This is a genomic window from Leifsonia sp. Leaf336, assembly GCF_001423695.1.
In the GTDB taxonomy this organism is placed as follows: Bacteria; Actinomycetota; Actinomycetes; order Actinomycetales; family Microbacteriaceae; genus Leifsonia.
Map to the genome: position 1 here is coordinate 906,028 of NZ_LMOZ01000002.1, position 18,688 is coordinate 924,715.

The 18,688-nt window shown below is 70.0% G+C and carries 16 protein-coding genes and 1 tRNA gene; 11 read left to right on the forward strand and 6 right to left on the reverse strand.

The window, feature by feature from the left end; all coding sequences use genetic code 11:
* Positions 1-33 precede the first annotated feature (33 nt).
* Together ASF88_RS13145 and ASF88_RS13150 are read left to right on the forward strand one after the other, a co-directional pair.
* A complete protein-coding gene (locus ASF88_RS13145; RefSeq protein WP_055919124.1) occupies positions 34-2,124 on the forward strand; it encodes a PTS fructose transporter subunit IIABC in 2,091 nt (696 codons plus the stop codon).
* A 26-nt stretch (positions 2,125-2,150) separates the two neighbouring features.
* Complete coding sequence (locus ASF88_RS13150; protein ID WP_055919126.1) at positions 2,151-2,420, forward strand: HPr family phosphocarrier protein; 270 nt, start codon at positions 2,151-2,153, stop codon at positions 2,418-2,420.
* 54 nt (positions 2,421-2,474) lie between these two features.
* Here the strand turns inward: ASF88_RS13150 and ASF88_RS13155 are convergent.
* Both ASF88_RS13155 and ASF88_RS13160 read right to left on the reverse strand, forming a co-directional pair.
* Positions 2,475-2,550, reverse strand: a tRNA-Arg gene (locus ASF88_RS13155).
* Positions 2,551-2,589: 39 nt separating this feature from the next.
* Positions 2,590-3,201, reverse strand: coding sequence for a hypothetical protein (locus tag ASF88_RS13160; protein ID WP_055919130.1), 612 nt, complete (start codon positions 3,199-3,201; stop codon positions 2,590-2,592).
* Between the two features lie 99 nt (positions 3,202-3,300).
* Between ASF88_RS13160 and argS the strand changes: the two genes are divergently transcribed.
* From argS to prfA, 8 genes are all read left to right on the forward strand, one after another.
* Positions 3,301-5,004, forward strand: coding sequence for an arginine--tRNA ligase (gene argS / locus ASF88_RS13165; protein WP_055919133.1), 1,704 nt, complete (start codon positions 3,301-3,303; stop codon positions 5,002-5,004).
* A gap of 4 nt (positions 5,005-5,008) precedes the next feature.
* A complete protein-coding gene (locus tag ASF88_RS13170; RefSeq protein WP_055919136.1) occupies positions 5,009-5,815 on the forward strand; it encodes an LmeA family phospholipid-binding protein in 807 nt (268 codons plus the stop codon).
* A 137-nt stretch (positions 5,816-5,952) separates the two neighbouring features.
* Positions 5,953-7,368, forward strand: a complete 1,416-nt coding sequence (gene lysA, locus ASF88_RS13175; RefSeq protein ID WP_055919141.1) for a diaminopimelate decarboxylase — start codon at positions 5,953-5,955, stop codon at positions 7,366-7,368.
* Positions 7,365-8,738: a homoserine dehydrogenase gene (locus ASF88_RS13180; RefSeq protein ID WP_055919145.1), complete on the forward strand. Its 1,374-nt coding sequence runs from the start codon at positions 7,365-7,367 to the stop codon at positions 8,736-8,738. The genes lysA and ASF88_RS13180 overlap by 4 nt, the downstream gene beginning before the upstream one ends.
* Positions 8,738-9,844, forward strand: a complete 1,107-nt coding sequence (gene thrC / locus ASF88_RS13185) for a threonine synthase (RefSeq protein WP_055919148.1) — start codon at positions 8,738-8,740, stop codon at positions 9,842-9,844. Before ASF88_RS13180 ends, thrC begins: the two co-directional genes overlap by 1 nt.
* Positions 9,841-10,803: a homoserine kinase gene (gene thrB, locus ASF88_RS13190; RefSeq protein WP_055919149.1), complete on the forward strand. Its 963-nt coding sequence runs from the start codon at positions 9,841-9,843 to the stop codon at positions 10,801-10,803. Before thrC ends, thrB begins: the two co-directional genes overlap by 4 nt.
* Before the next feature lie 259 nt (positions 10,804-11,062).
* Positions 11,063-13,297 (forward strand): transcription termination factor Rho, encoded by a 2,235-nt coding sequence (gene rho / locus ASF88_RS13195; RefSeq protein ID WP_055919152.1) that lies wholly within the window; start codon positions 11,063-11,065, stop codon positions 13,295-13,297.
* An 88-nt stretch (positions 13,298-13,385) separates the two neighbouring features.
* A complete protein-coding gene (gene prfA, locus ASF88_RS13200) occupies positions 13,386-14,462 on the forward strand; it encodes a peptide chain release factor 1 (RefSeq protein WP_055919154.1) in 1,077 nt (358 codons plus the stop codon).
* 19 nt (positions 14,463-14,481) lie between these two features.
* On the opposite strand, the gene ASF88_RS20460 is transcribed toward prfA, so the two are convergent.
* From ASF88_RS20460 to cysK, 3 genes are all read right to left on the reverse strand, one after another.
* Positions 14,482-15,144 carry a hypothetical protein gene (locus ASF88_RS20460; RefSeq protein ID WP_157498347.1) on the reverse strand — a complete coding sequence of 221 codons (663 nt, stop codon included), beginning with the start codon at positions 15,142-15,144 and terminating at the stop codon, positions 14,482-14,484.
* Positions 15,145-15,228: 84 nt separating this feature from the next.
* Positions 15,229-15,798 carry a serine O-acetyltransferase EpsC gene (epsC, locus tag ASF88_RS13205; RefSeq protein WP_055919155.1) on the reverse strand — a complete coding sequence of 190 codons (570 nt, stop codon included), beginning with the start codon at positions 15,796-15,798 and terminating at the stop codon, positions 15,229-15,231.
* A 5-nt stretch (positions 15,799-15,803) separates the two neighbouring features.
* Complete coding sequence (gene cysK / locus ASF88_RS13210; RefSeq protein WP_055919157.1) at positions 15,804-16,742, reverse strand: cysteine synthase A; 939 nt, start codon at positions 16,740-16,742, stop codon at positions 15,804-15,806.
* Positions 16,743-16,803: 61 nt separating this feature from the next.
* Between cysK and prmC the strand changes: the two genes are divergently transcribed.
* Complete coding sequence (gene prmC / locus ASF88_RS13215; protein WP_055919159.1) at positions 16,804-17,682, forward strand: peptide chain release factor N(5)-glutamine methyltransferase; 879 nt, start codon at positions 16,804-16,806, stop codon at positions 17,680-17,682.
* 19 nt (positions 17,683-17,701) lie between these two features.
* On the opposite strand, the gene ASF88_RS13220 is transcribed toward prmC, so the two are convergent.
* A complete protein-coding gene (locus tag ASF88_RS13220; protein WP_055919161.1) occupies positions 17,702-18,658 on the reverse strand; it encodes a TetR/AcrR family transcriptional regulator in 957 nt (318 codons plus the stop codon).
* Between the last annotated feature and the right edge of the window lie 30 nt (positions 18,659-18,688).

Sequence of the window (18,688 nt, forward strand, 5' to 3'; positions counted from 1 at the left end):
TCTCGACTCCGCACAGACACACTGGAGGAAACCGTGTCACCGAAGACCATCACTCCCGAACTCGTCAGCCTCGACCTTGGCTCCGTCGGCGACAAGAGCGCCGTCATCCGCGAGCTCGCCACCAGGGTCGTCGCGCAAGGGCGCGCCACCGACGCCGAGGCGCTCTACGCCGACGCCTGGGCGCGCGAGCAGAAGGACGAGACGGGCCTGCCGGGCGGGATCGCCATCCCGCACGCGAAGAGCCCGTCCGTCACCATCCCGACCCTCGCGTTCGCGAGACTCGACCCTGGCGTCGACTTCGGCGCCCCGGACGGCCCTGCCGACCTGGTGTTCCTGATCGCGGCGCCCGCCGATGCGGCGGAGGCCCACCTCGCTGTGCTGTCGAAACTCGCCCGGAGCCTGATGACCGAGGAGTTCACCGCCGGACTGCGCGCGGCGAAGACCCAGGACGACGTCGTCGCGCTGGTCGACGAGGCGATCGGGGAGGGCGACGGCGCGAGCGTCGCGTCCGGCGCGTCCGGCGCGTCCACGGCGGCGGCCGCCGAGCCCGCACCGGCCGCTCCTGCCGCCGATGGCTTCCGGATCGACGGCCGCCCCGCCCGGATCGTGGCGGTCACCTCGTGCGCGACAGGCATCGCCCACACCTTCATGGCCGCCGACGCGCTCACTGCGGCCGGGCCGAAGAACGGCGTCGACCTGGTCGTCGAGCCCCAGGGTTCGAGCGGGTACCAGGCCCTCCCGAAGAGCGTCATCGACGCCGCCGATGCGGTGATCTTCGCCAACGACGTCGACGTTCGCGAAGAGGCGCGCTTCGCCGGCAAGCCCGTCGTGCGCTCCACCGTCAAGCGCGGCATCGAGCAGCCCGACCAGCTCATCGCCGAGGCGGTCGCCGTCGCGGCCGACCCGAACGGTGCGCGCGTGAGCTCCTCCGGGGCCTCCGCTGTGGCGGCTCCCTCCGAGACGCTCTCGTGGGGCGCCAACCTCAAGCGCATACTGCTCACCGGCGTCAGCTACATGATCCCGTTCGTCGCAGGCGGAGGCCTCCTCATCGCGATCAGCTTCCTGCCGTTCCTCGGCGGGTACGGCATCGCCCTCGCCCACGGTGACTCCGGTGTGAACAACGCCGTCTTCACACTGACCCACTACGCGATCTGGAACCTGCCTCCCGAGGGCCTCGGCTACTACCTCGGCGCCATCGCCTTCGAGATCGGAAGCGTGAGCCTCGGCTTCCTCGTTCCTGCCCTGGCCGGCTACATCGCGTTCGCGATCGCCGACCGGCCGGGCATCGCCCCCGGATTCGTCGCAGGAGCCATCGCGGTGTTCATGAACGCCGGCTTCCTCGGCGGTCTGATCGGTGGTCTGCTGGCGGGCTACGCGGCCTGGCTGATCGGCCGTCCGGCCGTGCCCCGCTGGCTGCGCGGGCTGATGCCCGTCGTGATCATCCCGCTGGGCGCGTCGATCATCGCGTCCGGACTGATGCTGCTCATCCTCGGTGCGCCGATCGCGTGGCTGATGACCCAGCTGACCGGCTTCCTGAACGGGCTGTCCGGAGCAGGCGCGATCTTCCTGGGCATCATCCTCGGCCTGATGATGTGCTTCGACCTCGGCGGACCCGTCAACAAGGTGGCGTACGCCTTCGCGGTGGCCGGGCTCGCCCAGCAGACCGACGCGAGCTTCCACATCATGGCCGCGGTGATGGTCGCGGGCATGGTGCCGCCGCTCGGTATGGCGCTGGCCTCCACCGTGCTCTACCGTCGCGGTTTCACGCAGGTCGAGCGGGAGAACGGCGCGGCCGCCTGGCTGCTCGGAGCCTCCTTCATCTCGGAGGGCGCGATCCCGTTCGCCGCGGCGGACCCGCTGCGCGTGATCCCGGCCAACCTGGTGGGAGGCGCTGTCGCCGGAGGCCTGGCGATGGCGTTCGAGGTGCGCTCGCGGGCTCCGCACGGCGGTATCTTCGTCTTCTTCGCGATCGACCCGATCTGGGGCTTCGTGGTCGCTCTGGCGGCGGGAACGCTCGTCACCGCCCTGCTCGTGGTCGGCCTCAAGCGGTTCGCCGCGCCTCGCCGCACGGCACCCGTGACCGAAACGGCCGAGCAGCCCGTACCGGCGACCGTCGCCGCCTGACCGCCCCGCTCTGAACAGGAGAGATCATGACCGAACGCACCGCCACCGTCGCCAGCAGCTCCGGCCTCCACGCCCGCCCCGCGAAGCTCTTCGTGCAGGCCGTACAGCAGAAGGGAGTGCCCGTGACCATCGCGGTGGGCGACGGCCCCCAGCTGAACGCCGCAAGCATCCTGTCGCTGATGGGCCTGGCCGCGGGCAAGGGCACAGTCGTCACCCTGCGTTCGGAGGCGCCGGGCGCCGACACCGCCCTCGACGAGCTGGTGACGCTGCTCGAGACCGACCTCGACGCCGAGTAACCGCGCCGGAACGAAAGAAGCCCTCTCCGCTGCGGAGAGGGCTTCTTGTCGTGCTGGTGCCCCCAGTAGGATTTGAACCTACGGCCTTCTGCTCCGGAGGCAGACGCTCTATCCCCTGAGCTATGGGGGCCAGGAGTGCCCGTCCAGGCTAGCAGCTTTTGGCGGGCGGTCAGTTCGCCGGGAGGTTGCCCAGGACGCTCTGCATGAGCGGCGCGGCATCGCCCGGCTCGAAGAACGCGCTCGACTCGGCGACGATCCAGAAGGGGCCGCGGAAGATCTGCACCTGGCCGGCGTCCCCGGCCTTGAAGTAGCCCTCGACCTGCGGCGGGGTGCCGTAGGTGGGAACCGGCTGGGCCGCGGTGATGGCGGCGTTCTTGAGACTCTCCAGCTGGTCGGCGGGAGGCTGGGCCACGGCGATCTGCACGACGTCGCCGCTGGTCTGGTTCTGCCAGGCGCAGGTGACGCCCTTCCAGTCGCCGATCTTCTTCTCGAGGCTGCCGGCCTTGGGCGCGTAGCCCGGGTCGGCCGCGAAGTTGGGGTTGTACGCGTACAGCTGATCGGCGGTGACCACCTGGTCGCAGGTGAGGGTGACGGGCGTCGGCGGCATCGTCGGCGTCGGGGACGGGGTCGCCACCGGCGAGCCGGTCGAGGTGCCGCCGCCCGCAGTCGCCGAAGTGGAGGGCGTCGAGTCGGGCTTGGCGGCCGGCGTGCAGCCCACGAGAGCGACGGCCGCGGCGGCGATCGCGAGTGCGGCGAGGGTCCGGGCGGTGAGCTGCTGCATGCTGGAGGCGTCTTCCGTATCGTCCTGCGGGCGTGTCGAATCGCACCCTATCAAGGGCTGCGACGGGTTCACTGCAAGTGACCGATAGAATCGTTAGCCATGACTCCCGCTGACCTCTCCGCCTCCCTGCTCGCCATCGTGACGACCGTGGTGAGCCGGCGACGCGAGGGCCGCGACGACATCGCCGAGATCCCGATCACGGTCGACGACATCCCGCTCGAGCGGCCGAAGAACCGCGATCACGGCGACTGGTCGTCGAACGTCGCTATGCGTCTCGCCAAGCGGGTCGGTGCGAACCCGCGCGAGCTCGCGGGCGAGATCGCCGAAGCCGCCGCCGGCATCGACGGGGTGGCCTCCGCGGAGGTCGCCGGCCCCGGGTTCATCAACTTCCGGCTCGACGCGGCGGCCGCCGGGCAGCTGGCCAAGACGATCGTGGAGGCCGGCGACGCCTACGGCCGCACCGACCTCTACGACGGGCTGCTGGTCAACCTCGAGTTCGTCTCGGCGAACCCCACCGGCCCCATCCACCTGGGAGGCGCGCGCTGGGCCGCCGTCGGCGACAGCCTCGCGCGCGTCCTCCAGGCCGCGGGCGCGGATGTGACGCGCGAGTACTACTTCAACGATCACGGGTCGCAGATCGACCGGTTCGCCCGCAGCCTGCTGGCCGCCTACCTCGGCGAGGCGACCCCGGAGGACGGCTACGGCGGCGCCTACATCGGCGAGATCGCGGCGGAGGTCGCGACCCGCGCGGCGGCCGACCCGCAGATCGGCGACCTGGCCGCGCTGTCGCGCGAGCAGCAGCAGGAGGTCTTCCGCAGCCTCGGCACGAGCCTGATGTTCCAGGAGATCAAAGACCGCCTGCACGCTTTCGGCGTCGACTTCGACGTCTACTTCCACGAGGACTCGCTGCACGAGTCCGGAGCGGTGGAGCGGGCGATCGAGCGCCTCCGCGAGCAGGGCCACATCTTCGAAGAAGACGGTGCGATCTGGCTGCGCACCACGACGTTCGGCGACGACCGCGACCGCGTCGTCGTGCGTTCCAACGGCGAGCCCGCCTACATCTCCGGCGATCTCGGCTACTACCTCGACAAGCGCGAGCGCGGCTTCGAGCAGAACATCATCATGCTGGGCGCCGATCACCACGGCTACATCGGCCGCATGATGGCGATGGTGGAGGCGTTCGGCGACGTGCCGAACGAGAACCTCCAGATCCTGATCGGTCAGATGGTCAACCTGGTCAAAGACGGCGAGCCCGTCAGGATGTCGAAGCGCGCCGGCACCATCGTCACCCTCGACGACCTCGTCGACGCCGTCGGCGTGGACGCCGCGCGCTATTCGCTGGTGCGCTCGTCCACAGACTCGCAGCTCGACATCGACCTCGACCTGCTCACCAAGCGCAGCAACGAGAACCCCGTGTACTACGTGCAGTACGCGCACGCCCGCACGAGCTCGGTCGCGGCGAACGCGGTCAAGTCCGGCGTCGACCGCAGCGTGTTCAAGCCCGAACTGCTCACGCACGAGACCGAGAGCGCGCTGCTCGGCGGCCTCCAGGAGTTCCCCCGCGTGATCGCGCAGGCGGCGGAGCTGCGCGAGCCGCACCGGATCGCCCGGTACATCGAGGAGGTCGCCGGCCTGTACCACTCCTGGTACGCCGTACGCGACGGCTCGACCCGGGTGCTCCCGCATGGCGACGAGCCGGTCACCGACGCCCACCGCACGCGCCTCTGGCTGAACGACGCGACCGGCCAGGTCGTCCGCAACGGCCTCGCACTGGTGGGGGTGTCCGCTCCCGAGCGGATGTGACGCGATGAGCGACCAGCCCACGGAGGTCCTGCCCGACGAGTCGTCGCCCGCCGGCGGCGCGGCGAAGCGCGGTCGTCCGCGCTGGCTGAAGCCCGTGCTGTGGACGGTCGGGTCGATCGTCGTCGTCCTCGTGCTGCTCGTCGTCGCCGACGTCGTGACGCGTGCCGTCGCCGAGCAGCGCGCCGCCGCCGAGATCGAGAAGAACCTCCCGAGTTCGGTGAAGGCCGACGTGCACGTGCACATCGGCGGGTTCTCGGTGCTGGGGCAGTTCGTGGAGGGCAGCTTCGAGAGCGTCGACATCGACGCTCCGACAGCCACCGTGAACGGTGCGCCGCTGAGCGCCTCCGTGCATGCGACCGGCGTGCCGGCCGACTTCAGCAAGCCGATCCAGTCGGCCACCGGCGTCCTGAGCATCTCGCAGGCGTCGCTCAACAAGCTGGTCACCATCCCCGGCGCGAAGGGCGACATCACGTTGGGCGCGGGACACATCGGCTACGACGGCACGATCGACCTCCTCGGCCTCCCCGTCGATTACACCGTGACGGCGACGGCGGAGGCCGCGGGCGACACCGTACTACTCACCCCCGGCAAGGCCACCGTCTCGGCCGGCTCGGGCGATGTGAACGTCACCCGGCTGCTCCAGGCGCTGACGGCGAACGGGCCGTTCCCGGTGTGCGCAGCCCAATACCTCCCGGACGGCGTCAAGGTCAGCGACATCACCCTCACCCCCGGGCACGCCACGGTCACCCTGAGCGCGTCGAACTTCGTCATGAACGAGGAGTTCCTGCACAGCAAGGGGAGCTGCTCGTAACACGGCGACCGGCCGCGGGCGCCCTCGATAGACTCTTTACACTTCTCCACCGGCTTCAGGGGCCAATCCGGGTCCGCTCGCCAGAGAGAACCCCATCGACTGTACTTGTGTCCGTCTGTACTCGTGAGGTTGTCCCCATGGCATCGAATCCCCTCGCGCCGTCGTGGCTGCGCGTGCCCGACGACGCGAACGCGCTCGTCCCCGGGCTCTGGTCGCGCACCGTTCGCCGCCACTCCGGCGCGATCGAGGTGGGCGGCGTCTCCGTCACCGCGCTCGCCGAACGCTTCGGTACCCCGCTCTACGTGGTCGACGAACAGGAGGCGCGGGAGCGCGCCGTCGAAGTCCGCTCCGCCCTGCAGAACGCGTTCGCAGAGGTCGGCTCCGCCGCCAAGGTCTACTACGCGGGCAAGGCGTTCCTGTCGATCGAGGTCGCCCGGTGGATGACCGAGGCCGGCCTCAACATCGACGTCTGCTCGGGAGGCGAGCTCGCTGTCGCACTCGCGGCCGGCGTCCCGACCGAGCGGCTGGGGTTCCACGGCAACAACAAGTCCCTCGCCGAGATCGACCGTGCGGTCTCGGTCGGCGTCGGCGCGGTGATCATCGACAGCCTCCAGGAGATCGAGCGGGTGGCCGAGGCGGCCTCCCGGCACGGCGTCGTGCAACGGGTGCGGCTGCGGGTCAACTCGGGCGTCCACGCGCACACGCACGCCTTCCTGGCGACGGCCCACGAAGACCAGAAGTTCGGCATCGCGCTCGACGACGCCGTGGAGGCCGTCGCGCGCATCCGTTCGCACGCGGGCCTCGACTTCCTCGGCCTCCACTGCCACATCGGCTCGCAGATCTTCGGCGCCGACGGCTTCGCGGAGTCTGCGGCCCGCCTGCTCACCGTGCACAAGCAGCTCCTGGCCGGAGGGGACGTTCCGGAGGTCAACCTCGGCGGAGGCTTCGGCATCGCCTATACGAGCGTCGACGACCCCGCACCGATCGACGCGCTCGCCCGCAGCATCGCGCAGACCGTCGCAGCGGCGTGCGAGGAGCTCGACGTGCCGGTTCCCGCCGTGGCCTTCGAGCCCGGCAGATCGATCATCGGCACGGCCGGCCTCACCCTCTACACGGTCGGCACGACCAAGGACGTGATCGTCTCCGCGCAGGACGACGGTGAGACCGCTGTGCGGCGCTATGTGAGCGTCGACGGCGGCATGAGCGACAACGCCCGGCCGGCGCTCTACGGCGCCGACTACTCGGCACGCATCGCCGGTCGCGACTCCGCCGCGCAGCCCGTGCTGGTGCGGGTCGCCGGCAAGCACTGCGAAAGCGGCGACATCGTGGTCGACGCGGAGTACCTGCCGGGCGACGTGACGCCGGGCGACCTCCTCGCTGTGCCTGCGACCGGCGCCTACTGCTGGTCGCTGGCCAGCAACTACAACTACCTCGGCCGCCCCGCGGTGGTCGCGGTGCGCGACGGCGCCGCCCGCGTCATCGTGCGCGGAGAGACCGAGGCCGACCTGCTGGCGCGCGATGCCGCCTACGACGACGGGAGCACCGAGCGATGATCGAGTACCGCAACCTCCGAGTGGCCCTGCTGGGCGCCGGCTCCGTCGGCTCTCAGGTTGCACGGCTGCTGCTGGAGCAGGGCGACGAGTTCGCCTCGCGCGTCGGGGCGCGCCTGGAGCTCGTGGGCATCGCGGTGCGCGACGTCGACGCCCCGCGCGACGTCGACCTCCCGCGCGAGCTGTTCACGACAGACGCCACCTCGCTCATCCTGGGCGCCGACATCGTCGTCGAGCTCATGGGCGGGGTCGAGCCGGCCCGCGGCTACGTGCTGGAGGCCCTCAATTCCGGCGCCGACGTCATCACGGCCAACAAGGCGCTCCTGGCCACCCACGGCCCCGAGCTGTTCGAGGCGGCGGAACAGGTCGGTGCGCAGCTCTATTACGAGGCCGCCGTCGCCGGGGCCATCCCGATCATCCGCCCGCTGCGCGACAGTCTCGCCGGCGACACCGTGACGCGCATCCTCGGCATCGTCAACGGCACGACCAACTTCATCCTCGACCGCATGGACACCCACGGCGAGACCCTCGCCGACGCGCTCGCGACGGCGACCGCCCGCGGCTATGCGGAGGCCGATCCGACGGCAGACATCGGCGGCTATGACGCCGCGCAGAAGGCCGCGATCCTGGCGAGCCTCGCGTTCCACACCACCGTGCCGCTCGAGCGCGTCTACCGCGAGGGCATCACCTCCGTCACCCGCGAGCAGGTCGACGCCGCCCGCGATATCGGAGCCGTCATCAAGCTCCTGGCGATCTGCGAGCGGCTGACCGACCCGGAGACGGGGGAGGAGGGCGTCTCCGCCCGCGTCTACCCGGCCCTGATCAGCCGCGAGCACCCGCTCGCCGCCGTGCGCGGCGCCCACAACGCGGTGTTCGTGCAGGCCGCCGCCGCCGGCGACCTGATGTTCTACGGTGCGGGAGCGGGTGGGGTCGAGACGGCCTCCGCCGTGCTCGGCGACGTGGTCTCCGCCGCCCGCCGGCACGTGGTCGGCGGCCCGGGTGTCGCCGAGTCCACGCACGCCGGCCTCCCGGTGCTCGACATCGGCCGCGTGGTCACCCGCTACCAGATCACCCTCTCGGTGGAGGATCAGCCGGGTGTGCTGGCGTCCGTCGCCCGCATCCTGAGCGACGGCGGCGTGAGCGTCGAGACGATGCAGCAGTCGGTGCCCAGCGCCACGAGCACCATCGTCATTTCCGGGCGGTCCCCATTGCAGAGTGTGGCCCCGATTCACGGCCCGGGGGCACCCACCGCTACCCTGGTGATCGGCACCCACGAAGCCGAGGAGGCCGCGCTCGCGGCCACCGTGGAGGCGCTCGCGGCCAGCGACGTGGTCACCGCCGTCTCTTCCGTTCTCCGAGTCGAAGGATCTTAATGCCCGAGAAGTCCTACAGCCGTCAGTGGCGTGGCGTCCTGCGCGAGTACGCGGACCGCCTGAACATCTCCGAGGCCACCCCGATCGTGACGCTCGGCGAAGGCGGCACCCCGCTCCTGCCCGCTCCCGCGCTCTCGGCGCGCACCGGCGCGAACGTCTTCGTGAAGTTCGAGGGAATGAACCCCACCGGCTCGTTCAAAGACCGCGGCATGACGATGGCGATCTCGAAGGCCGTCGAGCACGGAGCGAAGGCCGTCATCTGCGCGTCCACCGGCAACACGTCGGCCTCCGCCGCGGCCTACGCCACCCACGCGGGCATCCAGGCCGTCGTGCTGGTGCCGGAGGGCAAGATCGCGATGGGCAAGCTCAGCCAGGCGATCGCCCACAACGCGCAGCTGCTGCAGGTGCAGGGCAACTTCGACGACTGTCTCGACATCGCCCGCGACCTGGCCACGAACTACCCGGTGCACCTGGTCAACTCGGTCAACCCCGACCGCATCGAGGGGCAGAAGACCGCCGCGTTCGAGGTCGTCGAGGTGCTCGGCGACGCTCCCGACTTCCACATCGTCCCGGTCGGCAACGCGGGCAACTACACCGCCTACCACCGCGGCTACACCGAGGAGCTGCAGCGCGGCGAGTCCACCAAGCTGCCGCGGATGTTCGGTTTCCAGGCCGCGGGCAGCGCGCCGATCGTGCTCGGCCACGCCGTCAAGGAGCCCGACACCATCGCCACCGCCATCCGCATCGGCAACCCCGCGTCGTGGGAGCTCGCGCTGAACGCGCGCGACGACAGCGAGGGCTACTTCGGCGCGATCGACGACGCGGGCATCCTCGAGGCGCACCGCATCCTTTCGGCCGAGGTCGGCATCTTCGTCGAGCCGGCCAGCGCGATCAGCGTCGCCGGCCTCCTGGAGCGCTCGGCCGCCGGTGTCATCCCCGCCGGCTCCACGGTTGTGCTCACCGTCACCGGCCACGGCCTGAAGGACCCGCAGTGGGCCCTCCGCACGGCCGACGGCTCCGACGTGCAGCCGATCAGCGTACCGGTCGACACCCAGACGATCGCCGACGTGCTCGGCCTCGCCGCCACCGCGGGAGCATCGGCGTGAGCCCACGCACCGTCGACCTGCGCGGCCGCGCGGTCGCGGTGAAGGTGCCGGCCACGAGTGCCAACCTCGGCCCCGGTTTCGACACCCTCGGTCTCTCGCTCGCTCTCTACGACGAATTGCGGGTCGCGGTGCGCGACGAGCCCGGCGCGACCGTCCAGGTCTCCGGGGTGGGCGCGGGGGAGGTGCCGACCGACGAGAGCAACCTCGTCGTCCGCGCGATCGCCCACACGTTCGAGTCGGTCGGCATCGCGCTGCCCGGGCTGAGCCTTTTCGCGCGCAACAGCATCCCGCACGGCCGAGGCCTGGGATCCTCCGGCGCGGCCATCGTCTCCGGGATTATGGCGGCGAAGGGGCTTCTGGAGGGCGTTGTCGAGTTCGACGCCCAGGCGCTGCTCGCGCTCGCCAACGACATGGAGGGTCACCCCGACAACGTGGCGCCGGCGCTCTTCGGCGGTCTCACCATCGCCTGGGTCACTCCCGAGGGCCCGCGATTCAAGAAGCTCATCGTGCACCGCGGGGTCTCGCCCCTGGTGCTCGTTCCCGAGCACGTCATGTCGACGGCGCTCGCGCGCAGCCTCCAGCCGCAGTCCGTGCCCCACGAAGACGCCGTCTTCAACCTGTCGCGCTCGGCGCTGCTGGTCGCGGCTCTCATCCAGAGCCCCGAGCTGCTTCACGCCGCCACCGAGGACAAGCTCCACCAGAGCTACCGCGCCTCGGCCATGCCGGAGACCGACCGGCTGATCACGCTGCTGCGCTCGAACGGCTTCGCCGCGGTGGTCTCGGGGGCGGGGCCGTCCATCCTCGTGCTCTGCAGCGACCCGAGCCAGCGGCTCGCCGCCGCCGAGCTGGTCGCCCGGGAGGCGCAGACGGCCTGGCAGCCGCTCATGCTCGCCGTCGACTTCAAGGGCGCGACCGTCACCGTCGCCGCCGCAGACGAGGCGGACACACCGGCCGCGTAGCGTCAGAAACGCCCGGTGCGAGGTGGTAAACTGTTCGGGCACCCGTGAAGAATCCGCGTCACGAGCGAATCACGCTTCCGGGTGATCTCTTAGCAATCATGCCGTCACTCCTGCCTGCGCTTTTCGGATATCCGGAGCATCCGGGTATCCCGAGCGCACCGTAGCGCGGATCCGAACGCAGCGCGGCAAGGCAGGTTCACGTGACGAGTGCTCCACAGCGGCGCGCAGAGTGCGCGTCGGGGGAAAGGAATCCTCTTCAGTGACTGATGTCGAACTCCACGCCGGGGGCGTGGACAATAGCGACCTGACCTCGCTCAAGGTGGCGGAGCTCCAGGCTCTCGCCGCCGAGCTCGGCCTCCAGGGCGCGACCCGGCTCCGCAAGGGCGAGCTGGTCGAGGCGATCGCGACGGCCCGTGCCGCCGCGGCCGGGACCGTGGATGCGGCGCCCGAGCAGAGCGACCTCGAGAACACCGCGGCCGAGAGCGCCGCTCCCGACTCCGAGCCCGTCGCGATCGGCGCCGACCAGCCCGACCACGCGTCCGCCGCCTCGCAGGTTCTCATCGAGCCGCTCATCGCCGAGCCGGCCGCGACCGCGGAGCCCCTGGTGGGCGACGCGCTCCTCGCCGAGTCCGAGGTCTCGTCCGCGCCGCGTCGGCGCGGCTCGCGCCGCGCCTCCAGCCCGGACGGCACGACCATCGCCACCGGGACGAGCGTCGCCGCCGGCACCCACGTCAACACCGGCGAGACCGGTGTCGAGTCCCTCATCCCGGACGTCGATGCGCTGCTCGACTCCGCGCTCGCGTCCCGCGAGCAGGCCCAGCGTGACGGCCAGGGCGGCCGTCGCCGCCGCGGTCGCGGCCAGAACGGTCAGGGTCAGAACGGTCAGGGCCAGCAGAACGGCGCCGCGCAGGAGGCCGACGAGCAGTCGACCGAGGCGACCACCGAGGTCGAGGCGACGCAGGGCGAGTCCGCCGAGCAGGGCGGCGAGCAGCAGCAGGGCGGCCGCAACCGCCGCAACCGCAACCGCAACAAGGGCAACGGCCAGAACGCCGATCAGACCCAGCAGGGCGGCCAGACCCAGCAGGGCGGCCAGAACCAGCAGGGCGGCCAGAACCAGCAGGGCGGCCAGAACCAGCAGGGTCAGCCCAAGGACCTCCAGGGCGACGGCGACAAGCAGGGCGGCCAGCAGAACCGCGGCCTCCAGCAGCAGCAGGCTGAAGGCGACCGCCAGGGCCGCTACCGCGACCGCAACCGCAAGCGGCGCGGCGGTGTCGCCGGCGACGAGTTCGAGCCCGAGATCGCCGACGACGACGTGCTGATCCCCGTCGCGGGCATCCTGGATGTGCTGGACAACTACGCGTTCGTCCGCACGACGGGCTACCTCCCGGGCGCCAGCGACGTCTACGTCTCTCTCGGCCAGGTCAAGAAGTACAGCCTCCGCAAGGGCGACGCCGTCGTCGGTGCGATCCGTCAGCCGCGCGAGAACGACAGCAACAGCCGTCAGAAGTACAACGCGCTGGTGAAGGTCGACTCCATCAACGGCCAGTCCGTCGAGGAGGCCGCCACCCGTGTCGAGTTCGGCAAGCTGACGCCGCTCTACCCGCAGGAGCGCCTGCGACTGGAGACCGAGCCGGGCAAGGTGACCCAGCGGATCATCGACCTGGTCGCCCCGATCGGCAAGGGTCAGCGCGGTCTCATCGTCGCGCCGCCCAAGGCCGGCAAGACGATCGTGATGCAGCAGATCGCCAACGCGATCACCACCAACAACCCCGAGGTCCACCTCATGGTTGTGCTGGTGGACGAGCGTCCCGAAGAGGTCACCGACATGCAGCGCACGGTGAAGGGCGAGGTCATCGCCTCCACCTTCGACCGCCCCGCCGAAGACCACACCACCGTCGCCGAGCTGGCGATCGAGCGCGCGAAGCGCCTGGTGGAGCTCGGCCATGACGTCGTCGTGCTGCTCGACTCGATCACCCGCCTCGGACGCGCGTACAACCTGACGGCTCCGGCCTCCGGTCGCATCCTCTCCGGTGGTGTCGACGCCTCGGCGCTCTACCCGCCCAAGCGATTCTTCGGCGCCGCGCGGAACATCGAGCACGGCGGCTCGCTGACCATCCTCGCGTCGGCGCTGGTCGAGACCGGCTCCAAGATGGACGAGGTGATCTTCGAGGAGTTCAAGGGCACCGGCAACATGGAGCTCCGCCTGTCGCGCCAGCTGGCCGACAAGCGCATCTTCCCGGCCGTCGACGTGAACGCCTCCGGCACCCGCCGCGAAGAGATGCTCATGGGCCAGGACGAGGTCAAGATCACCTGGAAGCTGCGCCGCGCGCTCGCGGGCGTCGACCAGCAGCAGGCGCTCGAGATCGTTCTCGGCCGCCTCAAGGAGACCTCGAGCAACGTCGAGTTCCTGATGCAGGTGCAGAAGTCGATGCCACAGCCGGCCAACGGACACGGCAACGCGCACTCGCACGGTCACGAGAACGACCACCGCTAGCTGACGCCAGTGCCCGTCCGGCATGCCTGAGGGTGTGCCGGGCGGGCACTTTTCCGTTCCTGCCAGCGCCTCCAGAAAGAAGCAACGAATGTTCGAGTCGGTCACCGGCCTCATCGCCGAGCACGACGACCTCCAGCAGCAGCTCTCCGACCCCGAGCTGCACAGCGACCCGGTCCGCTCCAAGAAGGTGAACCGTCGTTACGCGGAGCTGTCGCGCATCGTCGCGATGTACAACCAGTGGAAGCAGCTCTCGGACGACCTGGAGGCCGCGCGCGAGCTGGCCGCGGAGGACGCGGCGTTCGCCGACGAGATCCCCGGCCTCGAGCAGGGCCTCGAGGAGACCGGCGAGAAGCTTCGGCGACTGCTGATCCCGCGAGACCCCAACGACAGCCGCGACGTCATCATGGAGATCAAGATGGGGGAGGGCGGCGCCGAGTCCGCGCTCTTCGCGGGCGACCTCCTGCGCATGTACCTCCACTATGCGGACTCGAAGCGGTGGAAGGCCGAGATCATCGAGCAGACCTCGAGCGACCTCGGCGGCATCAAGGACGTGCAGGTGGCGTTCAAGGGCACCTCGAGCGACCCGGCCGAGGGCGTCTGGGCGCACCTCAAGTACGAGGGCGGCGTGCACCGTGTGCAGCGCGTGCCGGCGACCGAGTCGCAGGGCCGCATCCACACCTCCGCCGCGGGCGTGCTCGTCTTCCCCGAGGTCGACGAGCCCGAGGAGGTCGAGATCAACCCCAACGACCTCAAGATCGACGTCTTCCGGTCGTCTGGTCCCGGTGGGCAGTCGGTCAACACGACCGACTCGGCCGTGCGCATCACCCACGTGCCGACCGGAATCGTCGTCTCGATGCAGAACGAGAAGAGCCAGCTGCAGAACCGGGACGCCGCGATGCGCGTGCTGCGGGCACGGCTGCTTGCCAAGCAGCAGGAGGAGGCGGACGCGGAGGCCGCCGAGTTCCGCAAGGGTCAGATCCGGACGATGGACCGCTCCGAGCGCATCCGCACGTACAACTTCCCCGAGAACCGGATCGCGGATCACCGCACCGGCTACAAGGCCTACAACCTCGACACCGTCATGAACGGCGCCCTCGACCCGGTCATCGAGTCGAACATCCTCGCCGACGAGGAGGCCCGCCTGGCCGACCTCGCCCAGGACTGACCAGGCTGGTGCCGCCGGCTCACTCCCAGATGACCATTGTTAGGTCCACGCTTCCATCATTCCAGTTTGCAGCGAGAATACTGACGTAGCGTCCGGATGCCAGTCGGGTGCATGTGTTCGAGGCTGACAACAAATGAGGCTCGATCTCCGTGATGTGGCGATATGCCGTCTGGCTCTTGCATACCGCGTACGACGCGGGTGGCGTCTCGAGGGCGACGTAGCTGACCCCAGTAAAGCCGCCGATGAGGAGGTTTTTACCGTCGAATGCCAACGAGTCGGTGCTGTACTTTGCCACTTTGCCCGCGTTGAGCGTTTCGGACACCGAGTTGAGGTCTATAGCGTCACCGTTCCGGGCAAGCGTAAGGTTCCGGCTGGCGCGTATTTTGTGGTCCGCCGTGAGGTCTACGGACGGCGGAACAGCCGAGCGCAACTTGTCCAGTTCTGCCTCCAGGGCTCCAATCCTCAGGTTGCGCGCTTCACGGTCGCGTTCCGACTGTTCGAGCCGCTGAGTTAGCTCCGTCACCTCGCCGTTGAGGTTTCGCCGTTCTGCATCGTTCTGGGCGTTATTCGCTGTGACGACGCCCGCCCACACGCCGAGCGCTCCAGCAAGAAGAGTCATGCCGGCAATCACCAGCTTGTAAGAACGCTCGGAGAACTGGTGCCAGTAGGTCGATCTGTTCACACACAAAGGTTCTCATTAGATACGCATGATTTCAGTGCAATCTTTGCGTGTCTCGGTGGGAACTGGTCAGTTCGTCGGCACTACTCAGATGTAGAGGGCGGGGTCGAGCCAGTCGTCTCCGGCGATCTGCTCGTGGCCGGATCGCGGGCGCGGCCGGGCGGGAACTCCCGTGAGCACGGAGTCCGGCGGAGCATCGTGCACGACGACGGCGTTGGCGCCGACGACCGTGCGCTCACCGATCTCGATCGCACCGAGGACCTTCGCGCCCGCTCCGACCGTGACGTGATCGCGGATGGTGGGGTGCCGTTTTCCGTGCCCGCTGCCCCGGCCTCCCAGCGTCACCCCGTGATAGAGCATCACGTCGTCGCCGATCCAGGTGGTCTCGCCGATCACGACGCCCATTCCGTGGTCGATGAAGAAGCGACGGCCGATGCGCGCGCCTGGGTGGATCTCGATGCCGGTCAAGAAGCGCGTGAACTGCGAGAGGATGCGCGCGGGCATGCGGAACCCGGCCCTCCAGAGCCGGTGGGCGAGACGGTACGACCAGACCGCGTGGAGGCCGGAGTAGACGATCGCGACCTCAGCGCCTCCGCGCGCAGCAGGGTCGTGCGTTCGCGCGTTGCGGATGTCCTCGCGCGCCCGGAAGAGCGGCACGCCGGTCAGTCCAGCAGGTCCGCCCAGAGGGCCGTCGAGATGTACCGCTCCCCGGTGTCGCAGATGACGGCGACGATGGTCTTGCCGGCGTTCTCGGGGCGCTTGGCGAGTTCCAGAGCGGCCCAGACGATCGCGCCGGAGGAGATCCCGGCGAGGATGCCCTCCTCGCTCGCGAGCTTCTTCGCGGTGGCGATCGAGTCGTCGAACGACACGTCGATGACCTCGTCGTAGACGCTGGTGTCGAGGATCTCGGGCACGAAGTTGGCGCCGATGCCCTGGATCTTGTGCGGACCGGGCTTGCCGCCGTTCAGGATGGGGGAGTCGAGAGGCTCGACGGCGACCACCTTCACCCCGGGCTTGCGCTCCTTGAGCACCTGGCCGACACCGGTGATGGTGCCGCCGGTCCCGACGCCCGACACGAAGATGTCCACACCGCCGTCGGTGTCGGCCCAGATCTCCTCGGCGGTCGTGGCGCGATGGATGGCGGGGTTGGCCTCGTTGGCGAACTGACGAGCCCAGATCGCGTTGTCGTTCTCCGCGACGATCCTCTGCGCGGCCTCCACCGCACCGCGCATGCCGTCGGGGCCCGGCGTGAGGACGATCTCGGCGCCGAACGCGCGCAGCAGCACGCGACGCTCCTTGGACATCGTCTCCGGCATCGTGAGGATGACCTTGTAGCCGCGGGCCGCACCGACCATCGCGAGCGCGATTCCGGTGTTGCCGCTGGTGCCCTCCACGATCGTGCCGCCCGGGCGCAGTTCGCCCGACTTCTCGGCGGCGTCGACGATGGCGACGCCGATGCGGTCCTTCACGCTCCCGGCGGGGTTGTAGAACTCCAGCTTGCCCAGCACGGTCGCGCCGACATCGGCGGCGATCCGGTTGAGCTTGACGAGGGGAGTGCGTCCGACGGCTTCGGTGATGTTCGCGTAGACCTGTGCTGGCATGGTTCACACTCTAATCGGCGCGAGGGTCCCTGCGCCTCTGTGACGGTAAGCTCGTCGGGCCATGTCCGATGCCTCCAGCGCGTTCACCGTCCGTTCTCTGCGCGACGAGACCGTCGCCGTGCTCGCTCAGGCGGCCGTGCCCGATCCCGAGGTGGATGCCGACCTGCTGATCGGGTTCGTGCTGGGTGTGGGGCGGGGCCGCGTGCAGGCGCTGGTGGTGATGGAGTCATCGGTCGAGGCCGGCGACGCCGAGCGGGTCCGCGCGCTCGCCGCCCGCCGGGCCACGCGGGAGCCGCTGCAGCACATCACGGGCACCGCGCCCTTCCGTTCGCTGGAGCTGGCCGTCGGCCCCGGCGTGTTCGTGCCGCGCCCCGAGACCGAGCAGGTGGTGCAGTTCGCCATCGACGCGCTCCGCGCCGTGCCCTCTTCTGCTCCGATCGGCGTCGATCTCGGCACGGGCAGCGGAGCGATCGCCCTGGCGATGGCGACGGAGGTTCCGCACGCGCGCGTCTTCGCCATCGAGAAGTCGTCGGAGGCCATCCCGTGGACCCGGCGCAATGTCGAGGCGTCCGGCGCGACCAACCTGGAGCTGGTGCAGGGCGATCTCGGAGACGCGTTCCCTGAGCTCGACGGGACCGTCGATGTCGTCATCTCGAACCCGCCCTACGTGCCGGATGCGGCGATCCCGCGCGACCCGGAGGTGCGGCTGTTCGACCCGCCGATCGCACTGTACGGCGGCGCGGACGGCTTGGATGTCGTCCGTATGATCTCGTCGGTGGCCCGCCGGCTGCTGCGCCCGGGCGGGCTGCTCGTGCTCGAGCACGGGGAGCTTCAGGGCGCTCAGATCCGCGACCTCCTCACCACCGACGGTTGGCGCGGTGCCGCGACGCACCCCGACCTCACCACCCGCGACCGGGCGACGACGGCGCTGCGCCCCTGAGCGGTGCCGCGCGAAACGCTCAGCGGCGCTCGCGCTCGCGCTCCCGCTCCTCGCGCTCCTTCTCGCGCGCGATCCGCTCGTGGGCGCGGGCGATCGCCTCGCGCTCGCGCTTGCGCGCCTCCCGCAGCGCCTTCTCCGCTTCGCGGCGCTGTTTGGCGGCCTCCCGAACCGCCTTGTCGTGGGGGATCGGCTCCGGCCGCGGCTCGGCGGCGACGATCGGCTCTCCGGACGCGCGTGCCGCGATGTACCGTTCGATCCCGTCGAGGATGCGCTCGAGGCCGAACGCGAAGTCGTCCTGCTCGTCCTCCCCGTCGGTGTAGCCTCCCGACGCCACCAACGGCGCCAGGTCGGGGAACCGTTCCGGCGTGACGAGCTCGGCGAGCGCCGCTGCGAACGCCTCCCCGCTCTGCGGAGGCTGCGCACCCTTCTCGCGTGACTGGCGCACGTCGCGCTCGACGATGCCGACGGCGCGCGCGTACGACGACAGCAGCAGGGCGATGCCCATCTTCTCGGCGTCGGTCAGCGGCAGGTCGCGCATCTCGCGGAGCCCCCAGTCGAGCACGGCGAGGTTGTTGGGCATGAGCGGGATGCCCGAGATCGGGATGTCGGGGAACCAGGGATGCGCCTGGATCACCTCGATGCTTGCCATCGACCAGCGGCGCAGGCCACTGCGCCAATCGGCCCCGCGGTCGTCCTCGGCCGGAATGGGGATGTCGCAGACGGCGTCCTGCATGAGCGCGAGCACATCGTCCTTGCTCGTCACATAGCGGTACAACGACATCGTCGTGAAGCCGAGCTCGGTGGCGATCCGGCTCATCGAGACGGCGCCGAGGCCCTCCCCGTCGGCGACGGCGACGGCGGTGTCGATGATCCGCTCGATGCTGAGCTCGCGCTTGGGGCCGCGCTGGGGGCGCTCCGCGACGCCCCAGCTGAGCGCGACGGCGCGGGGGAGCGCTTCGTGGACTTCGTCCGCCATTCCGTACGCCCTTCCGGTTCGGTGTTGACA

Excerpts from the sequence above, each read along its gene's own strand:
- ASF88_RS13150 (WP_055919126.1), top strand. The coding sequence starts at position 2,151 with ATGACCGAACGCACCGCCACCGTCGCCAGCAGCTCCGGCCTCCACGCC.
- ASF88_RS13160 (WP_055919130.1), bottom strand. The coding sequence starts at position 3,201 with ATGCAGCAGCTCACCGCCCGGACCCTCGCCGCACTCGCGATCGCCGCC.
- argS (WP_055919133.1), top strand. The coding sequence starts at position 3,301 with ATGACTCCCGCTGACCTCTCCGCCTCCCTGCTCGCCATCGTGACGACC.
- ASF88_RS13170 (WP_055919136.1), top strand. The coding sequence starts at position 5,009 with ATGAGCGACCAGCCCACGGAGGTCCTGCCCGACGAGTCGTCGCCCGCC.
- lysA (WP_055919141.1), top strand. The coding sequence starts at position 5,953 with ATGGCATCGAATCCCCTCGCGCCGTCGTGGCTGCGCGTGCCCGACGAC.
- ASF88_RS13180 (WP_055919145.1), top strand. The coding sequence starts at position 7,365 with ATGATCGAGTACCGCAACCTCCGAGTGGCCCTGCTGGGCGCCGGCTCC.
- thrC (WP_055919148.1), top strand. The coding sequence starts at position 8,738 with ATGCCCGAGAAGTCCTACAGCCGTCAGTGGCGTGGCGTCCTGCGCGAG.
- prfA (WP_055919154.1), top strand. The coding sequence starts at position 13,386 with ATGTTCGAGTCGGTCACCGGCCTCATCGCCGAGCACGACGACCTCCAG.
- cysK (WP_055919157.1), bottom strand. The coding sequence starts at position 16,742 with ATGCCAGCACAGGTCTACGCGAACATCACCGAAGCCGTCGGACGCACT.
- prmC (WP_055919159.1), top strand. The coding sequence starts at position 16,804 with ATGTCCGATGCCTCCAGCGCGTTCACCGTCCGTTCTCTGCGCGACGAG.
- ASF88_RS13220 (WP_055919161.1), bottom strand. The coding sequence starts at position 18,658 with ATGGCGGACGAAGTCCACGAAGCGCTCCCCCGCGCCGTCGCGCTCAGC.